Here is a 14840-nt window from a genome sequence, read left to right as displayed (position 1 = left end):
GTATGGAGCAGGCAATGCACAACCGGCTCACGCCCAATGCCCGTCCCGTGCGCGCCCCGCGCGGCACGGAGATCTCCGCCAAGTCGTGGCTGACGGAAGCCCCGCTGCGGATGCTGATGAACAACCTTGATCCGGAGGTGGCGGAGAACCCGGACGAGCTGGTGGTTTACGGTGGCATCGGCCGGGCGGCGCGGAACTGGGAGTGTTTCGACCGCATCGTCGAGGCGCTGCGCGGGCTGGAGAGCGACGAGACGCTGCTGGTGCAGTCCGGCAAGCCGGTGGGCGTGTTTCGCACCCACGCGGATGCGCCGCGCGTGCTGATCGCCAACTCCAACCTGGTGCCGCACTGGGCGACGTGGGAGCATTTCCACGAACTCGATCGGAAGGGCCTGATGATGTACGGCCAGATGACGGCGGGCTCGTGGATCTACATCGGCAGCCAGGGCATCGTGCAGGGCACGTATGAGACGTTCGTGGAGATGGGTCGCCAGCATTTCGACGGCGATCTTTCAGGCAAGTGGATTTTAACGGCGGGCCTGGGCGGCATGGGCGGCGCGCAGCCGCTGGCGGCCACCATGGCTGGGGCCAGCATGATCGCGGTCGAGTGCCAGTGGAGCCGTATTGAGAAGCGGCTACAAACCCGCTATCTCGACGTTGCCGCGCGCTCGCTGGATGAGGCGCTGGATATTCTGGAAAAGGCGCGAGGAGAGGGCCGGGCCATTTCGATCGGCCTCCTCGGCAACGCGGCGGAAATTCTGCCTGAGATGGTGCGCCGGGGCATCCGCCCGGATGCGGTGACGGACCAGACCTCGGCGCACGATCCGGTCAACGGCTATCTGCCTGCGGGCTGGACGGTCGAGAAATGGCTAGAGGCGCGCGAGCGCGCGCCGGAGACCGTGCGGGCCGAGGCCATTCAATCCATTGGCGTCCATGTGGAGGCGATGCTGGCCTTCCAGAAGATGGGCGTGCCGGTGTTCGATTATGGCAACAACATCCGCCAGATGGCTTTGGAAGCGGGCGTTAAAAACGCCTTCGATTTTCCGGGCTTTGTGCCTGCTTATATCCGCCCGCTGTTCTGCCGAGGCGTGGGGCCGTTCCGCTGGGCGGCGCTTTCGGGCGACCCGGAGGATATCGCCAAAACCGATGCCAAGGTGAAAGAGCTGATCTCCGATGATCCGCACCTGCACCGCTGGCTGGACATGGCGGGCAAACGCATTGCCTATCAGGGCCTGCCGGCGCGCATTTGCTGGGTGGGGCTGGGCCAGCGGCACCGGCTGGGCCTTGCCTTTAACGAAATGGTGGCAAAGGGCGAGTTGAAGGCGCCCATCGTTATCGGGCGGGATCACCTCGACTCCGGCTCCGTTGCCAGCCCCAACCGGGAAACGGAGGCGATGAAGGACGGCTCGGACGCCGTATCCGACTGGCCGCTGTTGAACGCGCTGCTGAACACCGCGAGCGGGGCCACGTGGGTTTCCCTGCACCACGGCGGCGGCGTTGGCATGGGCTTCTCCCAGCACGCGGGCATGGTGATCGTGTGCGATGGTACGGACAGCGCGGCCAAGCGCTTGGAGCGGGTGCTGTGGAATGATCCGGCCTCCGGCGTGATGCGCCATGCGGATGCGGGCTATCCACAAGCGATCGACTGCGCCCGCGAACACGGCCTCAACCTCCCTATGCTGAAAGACTGATGCGCCATGAGTGACGACATGCTGTTTATCGAGCCGGGTGCGGTTGATCTCGCCACGCTGCGGCGGATCTACGAAGGCCCGGTCAAGATCGCGCTGCACCCGGAAACGCGGGAGCGGCTAGCGGCCAGCTGCCAGGCGATCGGCGATATTCTCGCCAAAGGCCAACCGGTTTACGGCATCAACACCGGCTTTGGCCTGCTGGCGCAAACGCGCATTGCGGACGATGAACTGGAAGCCCTGCAGCGCAACCTGATTTTCTCCCACTGCACAGGCGTTGGCGCGGCGCTGCCGGAGGCGGTGGTGCGGCTGCTGCTGGTCTTGAAGATCATCGGTCTGGCGCGGGGCCATTCGGGCGTGCGGCCGGAGACGGTGGACGCGCTCATCGCGCTGGTGAATGCGGAGGTTTATCCGGTCATCCCGTCCAAGGGTTCGGTTGGCGCCTCGGGTGATCTTGCCCCGCTTGCCCACATGGCTTCCGTGCTGCTGGGCGAGGGCGAGCTAACGCATCGGGGCGAAGTTTTCTCTGCCCGTAAGGGGCTGGCGCTGGCGGGTTTGTCGCCCATGACGCTCGGCCCCAAGGAAGGGCTGGCGCTCATCAACGGCACGCAGGCGTCAACGGCGCTGGGGCTCGCCGGGCTGTTCCTGGCGGAGAACGTGTTCGCCAGCGCCGTGGTGGCAGGCGCGCTCAGCGTCGATGCGCTGAAGGGCAGCGACGTGCCGTTTGACGCGCGTATCCATCAACTGCGCGGCCAGCCGGGGCAGCGGGATGTGGCGGCGGCTTATCGCGCCCTGCTGGCGGGCAGCGAGATCCGCGCTTCCCACCGCAATTGCGAACGGGTGCAGGACCCCTATTCGCTGCGCTGCCAGCCGCAGGTGATGGGCGCGGTGCTGGATACGCTGCGCCACACCGCCGCCGTGCTGGAGCGGGAGGCCAATGCGGTCACCGACAACCCGCTGATTTTCGCTGAAGATCTTGAGGCGCTCTCGGGCGGCAATTTCCACGCCGAGCCGGTGGCGTTCGCTGCGGATTTTCTGGCGATTGCTCTTGCGGAAATCGCCAACCTTTCCGAGCGCCGCCTCGCCATTCTGGTGGACCCGAAGATGAGCGGCCTGCCCGCTTTTCTGGTGGAGCACAGCGGCGTCAATTCCGGCTTCATGATCGCGCAGGTAACGGCGGCGGCGCTGGCTTCGGAGAATAAAACCCTCGCTCACCCGGCGAGCGTTGATACCATTCCCACCTCCGCCAACCAGGAGGATCATGTGAGCATGGCAACCTTCGCGGCACGGCGCCTCGGGGATATGGCGGAGAACAGCGCGACCGTCATCGGCATTGAGTTGATCGCGGCGGTGCAGGGCATCGACTTTCATCGACCCATGACCTCCTCCGCGACGCTCGAAGACGTGGTCAGCCTGGTGCGCGGGCAGGTCAGCCACTATGATGCGGACCGCTACTTCAAGCCGGACATCGATGTGGCGCGGCAATGGGTGCTGACTGGCGCGCTCAACCGTTGGGTTGCCGATCTGCTGCCGTCACAAGGGCCAAGACCATAGGGGGCAGCGTATGACGCCGGTTTTCGACTTCGCGCAAGGCACGCTGCCGCTGCTCATCAGTATCCCGCATGCGGGCACGGAATTGCCTGACGCGCTTCGGCAGCGGCTGAGCCCGCCCGCCCGCGCCGTGCCGGATACGGACTGGCATGTGGAGAAGCTCTACGCCTTTGCCGCCGCCATGGGCGCGAGCGTGCTGAAGGCCAACTACTCGCGTTATGTGGTCGATCTCAACCGGCCGACGGATGGCGCGCTGCTCTACCCCGGCCAGCGGGAGACGGGGCTGTGCCCGCTTATCACCTTCAACGACGAGCCGCTCTATGCGCCGGGCGATGAGCCGGGTGCGGAGGAAGTCGCCGAGCGGGTGACGGCCTACTGGAAGCCCTATCACGACCGGCTGGCGGCGACGCTGGAAGCCATAAAGGCCCGCCACGGCTTTGCCGTGCTGTGGGATGCCCATTCCATCCGCTCACGCGTGCCGGTGCTGTTCGAAGGCCGCCTGCCGGACTTCAACCTCGGCACAGGGGCCGGAACGGCCTGCCCGGCGGAAGTGGCGGAGGATCTGCTGGCGGTGGCGCGCAGCGCCGATGGGTTTTCCGCCGTGCTCAACGGCCGCTTCAAGGGCGGCTACATCACCCGTCATTACGGCCGCCCGGAAGACAATATCATCGCCGTGCAGCTGGAACTTGCCCAGTCCGCCTACATGGATGAAGGCCAGCCGCTGCTGTGGGACGCAAGCCGGGCCGAGGCGGCGCAGCAGGTGATCGAACGGCTGCTGCGCGCTCTGGTGGAGCGCGCGCGCCGCTGGGTTGGTTGAGGGGGTTTATTTAGTTCCGCCCCCTGATCCAGGCGTGCCGGTCGCCCGCCATATTGTTTCTTGCAAAAAAGGTGCTCGTAACAACGGTTGCTCGCTAGGGCGACCTTGGTTTATGGCGCAGTAATGACCAAACATTCATTCTAGATTCTCTGTCATCGGAGACAAATTAACCACATCTTGACAGCCCTGTGGCAAAGCTTGTCCGGTACGCCGGATGTTCGGCGATTATCAGGGTTGGATTTTTCGAGGAAGATGGGGCTTGAGGGTCGGCGCCACACTGTTGGTCAGCATGGGATTACTGGCGCCTGGCCCTGAGGCGGGACCAGCCCTGGCTCAGACATCTCCTCAAGATTCAGGTACGCACGAGATCCTCGCGGCGGACAGCGCGAGGCTTGCTCGGGTCGTATGGGGAATCATTAGCTATACGAGGTGGCCGGAAGAGCCCGATGTTCTGGAACTGTGCCTTGTTGGGTCCATGCGTTACGGACAAGGTCTCATGACTGCTCTTCCACAGATGGCGGGGCGGCCCTTGCGTTTGCATACGCTTGCCAAGGTCGACGCCGCGTCGATGCGGAGCTGCCACGCGGCCTACATCGGGGAGATCAGCGCGGCGGAACTGGAACAGCTCCGGACCGTGAAGCAGCCGTTGCTGACCATTCGGGAGCAGGACCCGCTTTGCCGGAGCGGCAGCATGTTCTGTCTGAAGGTAGGGGCGACACGGGTTTCCTTTGATCTCAACCTCGATGCCGTTGCCCGCAGCGGGCTTCGCGTCGATCCGAAGGTCCTGTTGCTGGGACACAGGGCGGACCGGCCATGACGAACCGTAAGCCCTCAACCCCGTCCGCCTTGCGGGCACAGGAGCAGCCCCGGCTGCGCGATGTCCTGCGCCGCGTGCACCTGCGCGTGACGCTGGTGTCCGCGGCTCTGGCGGGCCTTGCCGTGCTGCTGGCCGGTTTTGTCGTCATTCGCGCCTATGCGCTCGACAACCTTGCGCTGATCGGCCAGGCCGCCAGCTATACGGCCGAGGCCGCCACGGTGTTCAACGACGAAATCGCCGTGGCCGAGGCCCTTGCGCCCACCATCAAGCATGAAGAGATCACCGAAATTTCCATCATCCTCAGCGATGGGCGCACGCTGTGGAGCTGGCGGCGCGCATATGTGGGCACGGGCCATCGGCTGCGTTACTGGGTCAATGAACTGATCTTCCCCGATCCGGTGGTGGTGCCGATCACCCACCAGGGCCGGGAAGTCGCAGTGGTGCACCTGAGCGGCGATGCGGGCGGCCTTCTACGCTATGTCGCGGTGGCGCTTGCCGGTGCGCTGGCCTGTCTCGTCTTCAGCGCCATCACGGCCATGAGCTTCTCGCGCCGGCTTCAGCAAACGATCGTGGAGCCGCTCCAGCGGCTCACGGCTGTTGCACACTCGGTGCGGGTCAACCGCACGTTCGACCGGCGCGTGCCGTCCTCGTCCATCGCCGAGATCACGGCACTGGCCGATGACTTCAACGCCCTTCTGACGGAGCTTGAGGCCTGGGGCGACAAGCTGCGCCGGGAAAACGAATCCCTTGCCCATCTGGCCCTGCACGACAGCCTGACCGGGCTGCCCAACCGTGCCCGGTTCGAGGTTGGCCTGCGCCAGGCGGTTGGCCATGCGCGGGAAACGGGCGGCCAGGTGGCGCTGCTGTTCATGGACTGCAACGATTTCAAGGAAATCAACGACCAGCTTGGTCATGCCTGCGGCGATGCGGTCCTGGCTGAGATCGGCGCGCGGATCTCGAAACTGCTTGGCGATGCCCACTTGGCGGCGCGCCTGGGCGGAGACGAGTTCGCCATCCTGCTGGCGCCGCTGGCATCCCCTGCGGATGCCCAGGCGCTGGCAGACCAGCTTCTGCTACGGATGGCCGATCCCATTCGTCTGCCGGACGGCACCGGCATCAAGGCCTCGGTCAGCATCGGCATGGCCTTCTTCCCCGACCCCTGTGGCGACGAGGAGGCCCTGCTGGAGGTGGCCGATAAGGCAATGTATGAAGCGAAACGATCTCGGCGGCGCATGCCGCCGGATCGGGTGCAGGCATGACCCCTGCTTAACGGAGATTGAATGTGTTGTACCTGTTCAAGCGGCTGACCGGTTTTGCCCTGTGCTGTTTTCTGCTCGCGGCCTGCCAGACCACCCCTGCAAAACACGGCCTGACCCCGCAGCAAATTGCAACGCTGAAGTCCGAAGGCTTTGTCGAGACCGACGCCGGGTGGGCATTCAGCATGAACGACAAGCTGCTGTTCGATTTGAATGACAGCCGCCTCAAGGAGGGGCAGCGCGAGTCGATCCACCGGCTTGCCCGCGTGTTGCTTGGCGTGCAGATCAACGCCGCCCGTGTCGAGGGCCATACGGACACCACGGGCACGAAGGCGTTCAATGACATGCTTTCCCAGAAGCGCGCGGAGTCTGTCGCCGAGGCGATGATCGAGGCGGGAATGCCACGCCAGAACCTGCGGATTGAGGGGCTGGGCTCGCGCTATCCAATCCTGCCCAACACCACCGAGGAAAACCGGCGGGAAAACCGGCGCGTCGTCATCATCATCAGCAACTGAGGCCGGCGGGTTCGCGCCGATGCCGGGCCGGTGAGGCCGCGCTGCCCGCGCAGCCTCCCCCGCGCAGCCTCTGTGGCCCGGCCTTGCGTTTCAGGAACGCGGGGGAATGTCGAGGCCGCGCTGCACGGCGGGGCGGGCGAGCCCGCGCTCCAGCCATGCGCCCACGTTGGTGAAGGTGGAGAAGTTCACCAGATCGCCCGCCTCATAAAAGCCGATGAGATTCCGCACCCAGCCGAGCATGGAAATATCGGCGATTGAATAGTCGTCGCCCATGATCCATGGGCGGCCCTTCAGCTGGCTCTCCAGCACGCCGAGCAGGCGTTTTGATTCGGCCACATAACGCTCCAGCGGTCGCTTGTCCTCGATGTTGCGGCCATCGAACTTGTTGAAATAGCCCACCTGCCCGAACATGGGGCCGATGGCCGCCATCTGGAAGAACACCCACTGGATGGTCTCCCAGCGCCGGGTCGGGTCGGCGGGGAGCAGCTGGCCGGTCTTCTCGGCGAGATACATCAGGATCGCGCCGGATTCGAACAGGCCGAGCGGCTTGCCGTCGGGGCCGTTGGGGTCGAGGATCGCCGGGATCTTCCCATTGGGGTTGAGGGAGAGGAACTCGGGCAGCTTGCTTTCATTTGCCGTGATATCCACCCGGTGGACTTCATAGGGCAGGCCGATCTCCTCCAGCATGATGGAGACCTTCACGCCGTTGGGCGTGGGCAGGGAGTAAAGCTGAAGCCGGTCCGGGTGCTGCGCCGGCCACCGCCGGGTGATGGGGAAGGCGGAAAGGTCGGTCATCGCTCGTGCTCCCTGCGACAAAATTGTAGCCGCAGCGTACGAACTTGTTGCCCACCGATCAACCGGCAGAAGGGTCAACCAGGAGGGCGAAACGGTAGGGGGTGAGGCGTCTTGGATCAGTGCGCTTGTGGAAGCCGTCTGCCGCGCGAGCGGGAGAATGGCGCCCCGTAGGGGAATCGAACCCCTGTTTCAGCCGTGAGAGGGCCGCGTCCTAGGCCGCTAGACGAACGGGGCGCACCAAGACGAGGCGCGTCATGTACGGTCGTCGCGGCCTGCTGTCAAGCGCCTCAGCCGCACAAATTTGCAGTGAAGCAAATTTATCGATGGATGGAGCCTGTCAGCCTTGGGGCAGCGTCGCTCGCAGCACGCGGATGGCGTTGCCGCCCATGATCTTGGCGATATCCTCCTCGCTCAGCCCGGCGTTCAGCAGGGCGGCGGTCAACGCCGAGACGCCGCTCGAGTCGAATACGGTGGTAACGGCGCCGTCCCAGTCCGATCCCAGCGCCACGTGGTCGATACCCGTCAGATCCCGCACGTAGAGGATGGCGCTGACGATGCCCTCAACGGATGCGTCGCAAACGGCCGCCTCCCAGTAACCGATGGAGATGACCCCGCCAGTCGCTGCGATGCCGCGAATTTCCTCGTCCGTCAGGTTGCGGTTGGTGCTGCAGGTGCCCTTCACCCCACCGTGGGAGAAGACGACCGGCTTCGTTGCCATCGCCAGCACATCGGCCACGGTCTGATGGCTGGCGTGGGCAACGTCAACCACCATTCCCAGCCGCTCCATCTCGTGAATGACCCGGCGGCCGAGTGGCGTCAGCCCGCCTTTCTCGATGCCATGCACCGAGCCCGCCACCTCGTTGTCGAAGAAGTGGGTGGGGCTGGCCATGCGGTAACCGGCGTCATACAGCTTCTGGAGATTTTCGAATCGCCCTTCCAGATCGTGCAGCCCTTCGATGGAGAGCAGCCCCCCGCTCACTGGCTGGCCCTTCGCCCGCGCGGTCAGCAGCTCGTCGAGGTCCGCGCGGGTGCGGATGATCCGCAGGCGGCCGTCGGACCTGGCGGCGAAGCGGTCCAGCTTCTCAGCATGGTAAAGCGAACGCTCCAGCAGCGAGCCCCAGGTGCGAATGGGCTGTAATTGGGCGATGGCAAGCAGGGTGATGTTGTCGCTGTCGCCGCTGTTGCGCTTGTAGTTGAGGCCGCGCGGCGACTTGGTGACGGAGGAGAAGACCTGAAGCGCCATATTCCCGTCTTCCATCCGCTGCAGGTCCACGTGGCCGTGGGCCTCCCGCTTCAGCAGGTTGCGGTTCCACAGCAGGGAGTCTGCGTGCAGATCAACGATGGCGAGGCGTTTATGAAGCGCGGCGGCCGGGCCGCTGGCCGGCGACGGCGGGTTGTCGATGAGCTGGTTGACGTGCCGGTCGTACCAGCCGGGAAGAATGGCAAAGAAGACGAACAGCCCCAGCGCCACCACGACGCCCAAGGCAATGAGCGCGACCTTCCACCCCTTCTTCACACGCTCCTCCCCTCTCCGGCGCATGAACCCGTGGGCCTGAGCCTATCGGGGCCGATGCGCTGTGCCAAGTCATAGCCCGTCTGGATGGGTAGGGGCTTCCCAGCTTGGATTGGAAAGAAGATTTTGCAGGGCCCTGTGCGCGGAGGCGGACAAAGCCAACAGAGGTCCCTTGCGCCCCGGCGTTTTCAAGGCCACGCGCGCCATCAGAGGTACGGCCCGAGAGACGAAAGGGAGGTGCAGGAGGGGGTTTGTGCGCCTCCGCGCACGGGGGCCCCTCCCTGCCAAAACAAAATCCCTAAAAGCTCTCTTCCGCGAACAGGCGGGTCACGTCGCCGTGCCAGGGACCGTGGTAGGCGGTCAGCAGGCGCTCGGCCGGGGTGATGCCGCTCTCGGCGATTTCGTGGAGCGCGGCAAGGTGGATGGCTTCGCTCTCACCGTTTGCGGTCAGCCGGGCGCGAGCGTTGAGGCCTGCTTCGGCAATGGCGACGGTGCGGCGGGCGATGTCGGCGAGCGTGCCGCCGCGGAAGGGCGTCTTGAGGCCAAGGCGCGGCACGTCGCGGCGCAGCTGTTCGTGCTCCTCGTTCGTCCAGTCCTTCACCAGGTCCCAGGCGGCATCGAGCGCGGAGCGATCGTAGAGCAAACCGGCCCACAGGGCGGGCAGGGCGACGATGCGATCGGCCGGGCCGCTGTCTGCCCCGCGCATTTCGAGGAAGGTCTTGAGCCGCACTTCGGGGAAGGCGGTGGAGAGGTGGTCTTTCCAGTCGGCCAGCGTCGGGCGTTCGCCCGGCAGGGCGGCGAGGCGGCCGTCCATGAAGTCGCGGAAGGACTGGCCCGCCACGTCGATGTATTTGCCGTCGCGGAACACGAAGTACATGGGCACGTCGAGCATGTAGTCGGCGTAGCGCTCGAAGCCGAAGCCGTCCTCGAACACGAAGGGCAGCATGCCGGTGCGGTCGGGGTCCGTATCCGTCCAGATATGGCTGCGGAAGGAGAGGAAGCCGTTGGGCTTGCCTTCCGTGAACGGCGAGTTGGCGAAGAGGGCCGTCGCCACCGGCTGGAGGGCAAGGCCGACGCGGAACTTCCGCGCCATGTCGGCTTCCGAGCCGAAATCCAGGTTCACCTGCACGGTCGAGGTGCGGAACATCATGTCCAGGCCGAGCGAGCCGACCTTGGGCATGTAGTTCATCATGATCTTGTACCGGCCCTTGGGCATCACCGGCATTTCATCGCGGCGGCGGTTGGGGATGAAGCCATGGCCAAGGAAGCCCACGCCGGCTGTCTGGCCGACCTGAAGGCACTCTCTCAGGTGGCTTTGCAGTTCGGCGAAGGTGTCGTGTACTGTTTCCACCGGGGCACCGGAAAGCTCCAGCTGCCCGCCCGGCTCCAGGCTGACGGATGCGCTGCCCTGCTTGAGGGCGATGACGTTGCCGCCTTCCTCGATCGGTTCCCAGCCAAGCCGGGCGAGGCCCGAGAGAATGTCGCGGATGCCGCCCGGCTCGTCATAGCGCGGCGGGCGCAGATCCGCGGTTTTGTAGACGAACTTCTCGTGCTCCGTGCCGAGACGCCAATCGCCTTCCGGCTTGGATCCCGACGCCAGATACTCGACCAAGGTTGCCTTGGACTCGAGGGTCTGCTCGTCGTCGCTGCTGGTTACCCGTGTGCTCATGGCGGAGCCCTACTCAACTTCCTTTGCGTTCACAAGACATGGAAAGCGCTGCTTTGTCCATGACTTGAGAACGCTGTGTCGTGGCTGCCGGCCCATGGCTCCGGCTTTCGCGGAAAGGCGGGCGCTCAGGCCCAGTCCCCCTGCGCTGCCTGCCACAGGCTGATGGCTGCGACCGCCGCCGTATCCGCCCGCAGGATGCGCGGCCCCAGAGATAGGGGAACGGCCGAGGGGAGGGCGCGGATCATCTGCCGTTCGGCATCCGTGAATCCGCCTTCGGGGCCGATGAGAATGGCGGCGGGGGTGCCGCGCGGCCGGTCCTTCAATGCCTCCAGCATGGGCTGGCCGCCGGTTTCGTCGCAGAACAGAAGCGCGCGGCCCTCCGGCCAGTCCGCCAGCAGCTTCTCCAGCTGAACCGGTTCGGCAAGCGTCGGCAGGGCCGTACGCCCGCACTGCTCGGCGGCTTCCACCATGTTGGCGTGCAGGCGGTCGAGCGGCACCCGGTCGACGATGGTGCGCTGGGTGATGACCGGCTGCGCGCGGGCGACGCCCAGCTCGCACGCCTTCTCCACGATGAAGTCGATGCGGCCGCGCTTGATGGGGGCGAACAGCAGCCACAGGTCCGGCACCGTCTCGAGGACGCGCAGCTGGCGACGGATGGAAAGCCTGGCCTGCTTGCGGTGAGGCTCGTCGATGACGGCCTCCCACTCCCCGGTCTCGCCATCGAACAGCGCCACGGTGTCGCCCGCCTGCATCCGCATCACCTCGATGAGATAATGGCTCGCCTCCCGCGACAGGGCGACGCTGGCGCCGTCGCCGAGGTGTTGGGAGACGTAAAGGCGAACAAGGGGTTTGGACATGATTGGATGTAACCGGGCCGACTTGCTTGACACGAATGGGTGGGCGCTTGATGGAAGGGTCATCCGTTAGCACGAGGGTTATGTCATGCGCCAGCCGTCCGGTTCCGTCTCCCCCGAACAGCCGCCGGTAACGCCTGATGCGGTGCGCGGCAGCTGGGTCGAGAAAATGCCCCTTGGCTGGCAACCCTATCTGCGCCTCTCCCGGCTGGACCGGCCCATCGGCACCTGGCTCCTGCTGCTGCCGTGCTGGTGGTCCGCCTCGCTTGCCTCCGCCGCCAGTGGCCAGGGCTTCCCTGATATCACGCTGCTGCTTCTCTTCGGCCTTGGCGCGATCGCCATGCGCGGGGCGGGCTGCACCTACAACGACATCGTGGACCGGAACATCGATGCAAAAGTCTCCCGCACCCGCAGCCGCCCGCTGCCGAGCGGGCAGGTGAGCCTCAAACAGGCGTGGGCATGGCTGTTCATCCAGTGCTTTGTCGGGCTGGCGGTGCTGCTGACGCTGAACCCTGCAGCGCAGATCGTCGCGCTGGGCTCGCTGGTTCTGGTGGCGGGCTATCCGTTCATGAAGCGAATCACCTGGTGGCCGCAGGCGTGGCTGGGCCTTACCTTCAACTGGGGGCGCTCGTCGGCTGGTCGGCGGTGACGGGGGATTGGCCGACGGTGCCCGCCCTGCTGATGTACGCCGCCGGCCTGTTCTGGACGCTGGGCTACGACACCATCTACGCCTTTCAGGACATGGAGGACGACGCGCTCGTTGGCGTGCGCTCCTCGGCCCGGCGGCTGGGCAGCCGCGGGCGGCTGGGCGTCGCCGTGTTCTATGTGCTCACCTCCGTGCTGCTGCTGGCCTGCCTTTACACCGCAGGCTCGCAGAAGACCTGGCTGCTGCTGCCGGCGCTCCTCCACATGGTCTGGCAGGTGCGGACGCTGCGGCCGGAAAACGCGCCGCTGTGCCTCCGCCTGTTCCGCTCCAACCGGGATTGCGGTCTGCTCATCTGGGGTGCCTGTCTCTTTGCCCTCTAGGAGTTAGCCCGATCGGCGCCGACATGCGTTGAGGGAAGAATGGGTTCGATATTCGACCTAATTTGTTATGGCCTCGTTCACGATCATTCACTAATCGGACTGCCATGCTGACGATTGATGCCGCGCTAGAGCGCCTGACCACTCTCATCGACCGTGCCCGCAAGGCGGGGGCGACCGCCGCCGATGCCATTTACGTGGAGGACGCCTCGGTTCATGCCCAGGTGCGCCTGGGCGAGCTGGAGGACGTCTCCCGCTCCGAAGGGGCGGAGATCGGCCTGCGCGTCTTCTCCGGCACTCAGGTGGCGAGCGTCTCTACCTCCGACTTCTCAAGCCAAGGCTTTGACGCGCTAGTGGAGCGCGCAGTGGCCATGGCCAAGACCGCGCCGCCCGACCCCTACGCGGGTCTCGCGCCCGAGGAGATGCTGCTGAAGGGTCCGCTGCCTGACCTTGACCTTTACGACGCTACTACGGTGGACGCGGATCTCCTGAAGATGGATGCGCTGGCTGCCGAAGAGGCAGGCCGCGCCGTGCCGGGCGTCACCAACAGCGAGGGCGCGTCCGCCAGCGCAGGTGAGGTGGTCATCGCCATCGCCACGTCCCACGGCGTTGCCCACGGCTACCGCACCACGTCCCACAGCGTCTCGGCCACCATGGTGGCGGCGGGCGAGAGCGGCATGGAGCGGGATTACGATTACGCCTCGGCCCGCCACCGCTCGGATCTGGAATCGGCGGAGGTCATCGGCCGCCGCGCCGGTGAGCGCACGGTCCAGCGCATCAACCCGATCAAGCTGGCGTCCGAGACCATGCCGGTGGTCTATGACCCGCGCCTCGCCTCCGGGCTGGTGGGCCATCTCATCGGCGCGATCACCGGCTCGTCCATCGCCCGCAAGTCCAGCTTCCTGCTGGATGCCCGCGGCAAGCCCGTGTTCGCGCCAGGCATCACCATCCGCGAGGAGCCGCGGCGCCAGCGCGGCCTACGCTCCCGCCCCATGGATGGAGAAGGACTGCCTACACAGGCGCTCGATATCGTCTCGGACGGCGTGCTCACCACCTGGCTGATGGAATCGGCCTCGGCCCGCCAGCTCGGCGAGCGGCCGACGGGTCATGCCTCGCGCGGCACCTCCGGCCCGCCGGGCACCAGCGTCGGCAACCTCATGCTGATGCCGGGGACTAGCTCCCGCTCTGATATGCTGAGGGACATCAAACGTGGCTTCTATGTGGTCGAGCTGATCGGCATGGGCGTCAACGGCATCACCGGCGATTACAGCCGGGGCGCCGCGGGCTTTCTCATCGAGAATGGTGAGCTGACCCGGCCGGTGGCGGAAGTCACCATCGCCAGCAACCTCAAGGACATGTTCGCCACGCTGGTGCCGGCCGATGATCTGGAGCTGCGCTACGGCATCGATGCGCCAACCGTGCTCATCCCGCGCATGACGGTGGCCGGCAACTGAGCCCCAACACGAAAGACGATCCCATGGAAGCCCTCTCTCCGTTGCAGTGCGATGCCGACCTGGTTCAGGATTTCCAGCTGATCCGGACGGTGGCGCGGGAGGCGGGCGAACTGGCGCGGCGTTACTTCCGCGAACCCTGCGAGGCGTGGGAGAAGTCCCCCGGCAACCCGGTGAGCGAGGCGGATCTGGCGGTCGATGCGCTCATCAAGGAACGGCTGCGCTCCGTACGCCCGCAGTATGGCTGGCTGTCGGAAGAGACCATGGATGCGCCCGCCCGGCTTGATTGCCGCCGGGTGTGGGTGGTGGACCCCATCGACGGTACCAAGGCATTCCTCGCCGGGGCGGATGGCTTTGCCGTCTCCATCGCATTGGTGGAGGACGGGCGGCCGATCCTCGCCTGCCTCTATGCGCCCCTGCGGAACCTGTTCTTCAGCGCCGCCAAGGGGGAGGGCGCGACGCTCAACGGCATGGCCATCCACGTCGCCCGGTCCGACCGGCTGGAGGGCTGCCGAATGCTGGCGGACAGAGAACTGTTCGCCTCGGATTTCTGGCCCAACCCCTGGCCGCTGATGAAGCTGGACAAGCCGAACTCCATCGCCCTGCGCCTCGGCTTGGTGGCGGCGGGCATGGCCGATGCCGCCGTGGCGCTGCGGCCCAAGTCAGAGTGGGATCTGGCCGCCGCCCTCCTCGTGCTGCAGGAGGCGGGCGGCGTCTGCACCGATCACCTCGGCGAGCATCCGCGCTTCAACCGCCCCACCCCGGTCTACCCCACCGTCATTGCCGCCAGCGCCGAGCTTTACCCGCAGGTGCTGGCCCGCGTCGCAGCCGGCGTCGCCTGCTGGCAAACCCGTACGGGACAGAAGACGATCCCTTGAAGGGGGGCTTCTCGCG

General features: G+C 65.8%; 12 protein-coding genes, 1 tRNA gene and 1 pseudogene. 9 read left to right on the top strand and 5 right to left on the bottom strand.

Annotated features, from left to right (window positions below; genetic code table 11):
- Positions 1 to 14: 14 nt before the first annotated feature.
- The 6 genes from hutU to yfiB all read left to right on the top strand — a co-directional run bounded on the left by hutU (position 15) and on the right by yfiB (position 6641).
- Entirely contained in the window at positions 15 to 1688 is a 1674-nt protein-coding gene (hutU, locus tag L0C21_RS12410; RefSeq protein ID WP_259278650.1) for a urocanate hydratase, read from the top strand.
- A 6-nt stretch (positions 1689 to 1694) separates the two neighbouring features.
- The gene (gene hutH, locus L0C21_RS12405) at positions 1695 to 3239 is read left to right on the top strand and encodes a histidine ammonia-lyase (protein WP_259278649.1); all 1545 of its coding nucleotides are present in this window, start codon (positions 1695 to 1697) and stop codon (positions 3237 to 3239) included.
- 10 nt (positions 3240 to 3249) lie between these two features.
- On the top strand, positions 3250 to 4053 hold the full coding sequence (hutG, locus tag L0C21_RS12400; protein ID WP_259278648.1) for an N-formylglutamate deformylase: 804 nt from the start codon (positions 3250 to 3252) through the stop codon (positions 4051 to 4053).
- A 214-nt stretch (positions 4054 to 4267) separates the two neighbouring features.
- The gene (gene yfiR / locus L0C21_RS12395; protein ID WP_310593377.1) at positions 4268 to 4870 is read left to right on the top strand and encodes a regulatory sequestration protein YfiR; all 603 of its coding nucleotides are present in this window, start codon (positions 4268 to 4270) and stop codon (positions 4868 to 4870) included.
- Positions 4867 to 6129 carry a diguanylate cyclase DgcN/YfiN gene (gene dgcN, locus L0C21_RS12390; RefSeq protein ID WP_259278647.1) on the top strand — a complete coding sequence of 421 codons (1263 nt, stop codon included), beginning with the start codon at positions 4867 to 4869 and terminating at the stop codon, positions 6127 to 6129. The genes yfiR and dgcN overlap by 4 nt, the downstream gene beginning before the upstream one ends.
- A 23-nt stretch (positions 6130 to 6152) precedes the next feature.
- Positions 6153 to 6641, top strand: coding sequence for an outer membrane lipoprotein YfiB (gene yfiB / locus L0C21_RS12385; protein WP_259278646.1), 489 nt, complete (start codon positions 6153 to 6155; stop codon positions 6639 to 6641).
- Between the two features lie 90 nt (positions 6642 to 6731).
- Here the strand turns inward: yfiB and L0C21_RS12380 are convergent, their stop codons facing one another.
- The 5 genes from L0C21_RS12380 to L0C21_RS12360 all read right to left on the bottom strand — a co-directional run bounded on the left by L0C21_RS12380 (position 6732) and on the right by L0C21_RS12360 (position 11475).
- Positions 6732 to 7436: a glutathione S-transferase family protein gene (locus tag L0C21_RS12380; protein ID WP_259278645.1), complete on the bottom strand. Its 705-nt coding sequence runs from the start codon at positions 7434 to 7436 to the stop codon at positions 6732 to 6734.
- 158 nt (positions 7437 to 7594) lie between these two features.
- A tRNA-Glu gene (locus L0C21_RS12375) sits at positions 7595 to 7670 on the bottom strand.
- 103 nt (positions 7671 to 7773) lie between these two features.
- On the bottom strand, positions 7774 to 8976 hold the full coding sequence (locus L0C21_RS12370; protein WP_374940236.1) for a dipeptidase: 1203 nt from the start codon (positions 8974 to 8976) through the stop codon (positions 7774 to 7776).
- A 271-nt stretch (positions 8977 to 9247) separates the two neighbouring features.
- Positions 9248 to 10618: a glutamate--cysteine ligase gene (locus L0C21_RS12365; RefSeq protein ID WP_259278643.1), complete on the bottom strand. Its 1371-nt coding sequence runs from the start codon at positions 10616 to 10618 to the stop codon at positions 9248 to 9250.
- Between the two features lie 125 nt (positions 10619 to 10743).
- Entirely contained in the window at positions 10744 to 11475 is a 732-nt protein-coding gene (locus tag L0C21_RS12360; RefSeq protein ID WP_259278642.1) for a 16S rRNA (uracil(1498)-N(3))-methyltransferase, read from the bottom strand.
- A gap of 85 nt (positions 11476 to 11560) precedes the next feature.
- Between L0C21_RS12360 and ubiA the strand changes: the two are divergent.
- From ubiA to L0C21_RS12340, 3 genes and pseudogenes are all read left to right on the top strand, one after another.
- Positions 11561 to 12498 (top strand): annotated as a pseudogene (gene ubiA, locus L0C21_RS16920) (4-hydroxybenzoate octaprenyltransferase).
- Positions 12499 to 12602: 104 nt separating this feature from the next.
- Positions 12603 to 13949, top strand: a complete 1347-nt coding sequence (locus L0C21_RS12345; RefSeq protein WP_259278639.1) for a TldD/PmbA family protein — start codon at positions 12603 to 12605, stop codon at positions 13947 to 13949.
- Positions 13950 to 13972: 23 nt separating this feature from the next.
- Positions 13973 to 14824 carry a 3'(2'),5'-bisphosphate nucleotidase CysQ gene (locus tag L0C21_RS12340; RefSeq protein ID WP_259278638.1) on the top strand — a complete coding sequence of 284 codons (852 nt, stop codon included), beginning with the start codon at positions 13973 to 13975 and terminating at the stop codon, positions 14822 to 14824.
- Positions 14825 to 14840: the final 16 nt, after the last annotated feature.

The organism is Pedomonas mirosovicensis, assembly GCF_022569295.1.
Classification (GTDB): Bacteria; Pseudomonadota; Alphaproteobacteria; order Sphingomonadales; family Sphingomonadaceae; genus Pedomonas; species Pedomonas mirosovicensis.
Note: the sequence above shows the minus strand (reverse complement) of the source record. Positions and strands in the feature narration are given on the sequence as shown.

Excerpts from the sequence above, each read along its gene's own strand:
- L0C21_RS12370 (WP_374940236.1), bottom strand. The coding sequence starts at position 8,976 with ATGCGCCGGAGAGGGGAGGAGCGTGTGAAGAAGGGGTGGAAGGTCGCG.
- L0C21_RS12365 (WP_259278643.1), bottom strand. The coding sequence starts at position 10,618 with ATGAGCACACGGGTAACCAGCAGCGACGACGAGCAGACCCTCGAGTCC.
- L0C21_RS12380 (WP_259278645.1), bottom strand. The coding sequence starts at position 7,436 with ATGACCGACCTTTCCGCCTTCCCCATCACCCGGCGGTGGCCGGCGCAG.
- hutU (WP_259278650.1), top strand. The coding sequence starts at position 15 with ATGCACAACCGGCTCACGCCCAATGCCCGTCCCGTGCGCGCCCCGCGC.
- L0C21_RS12340 (WP_259278638.1), top strand. The coding sequence starts at position 13,973 with ATGGAAGCCCTCTCTCCGTTGCAGTGCGATGCCGACCTGGTTCAGGAT.
- dgcN (WP_259278647.1), top strand. The coding sequence starts at position 4,867 with ATGACGAACCGTAAGCCCTCAACCCCGTCCGCCTTGCGGGCACAGGAG.
- hutG (WP_259278648.1), top strand. The coding sequence starts at position 3,250 with ATGACGCCGGTTTTCGACTTCGCGCAAGGCACGCTGCCGCTGCTCATC.
- L0C21_RS12345 (WP_259278639.1), top strand. The coding sequence starts at position 12,603 with ATGCTGACGATTGATGCCGCGCTAGAGCGCCTGACCACTCTCATCGAC.
- yfiR (WP_310593377.1), top strand. The coding sequence starts at position 4,268 with ATGTTCGGCGATTATCAGGGTTGGATTTTTCGAGGAAGATGGGGCTTG.
- hutH (WP_259278649.1), top strand. The coding sequence starts at position 1,695 with ATGAGTGACGACATGCTGTTTATCGAGCCGGGTGCGGTTGATCTCGCC.
- L0C21_RS12360 (WP_259278642.1), bottom strand. The coding sequence starts at position 11,475 with ATGTCCAAACCCCTTGTTCGCCTTTACGTCTCCCAACACCTCGGCGAC.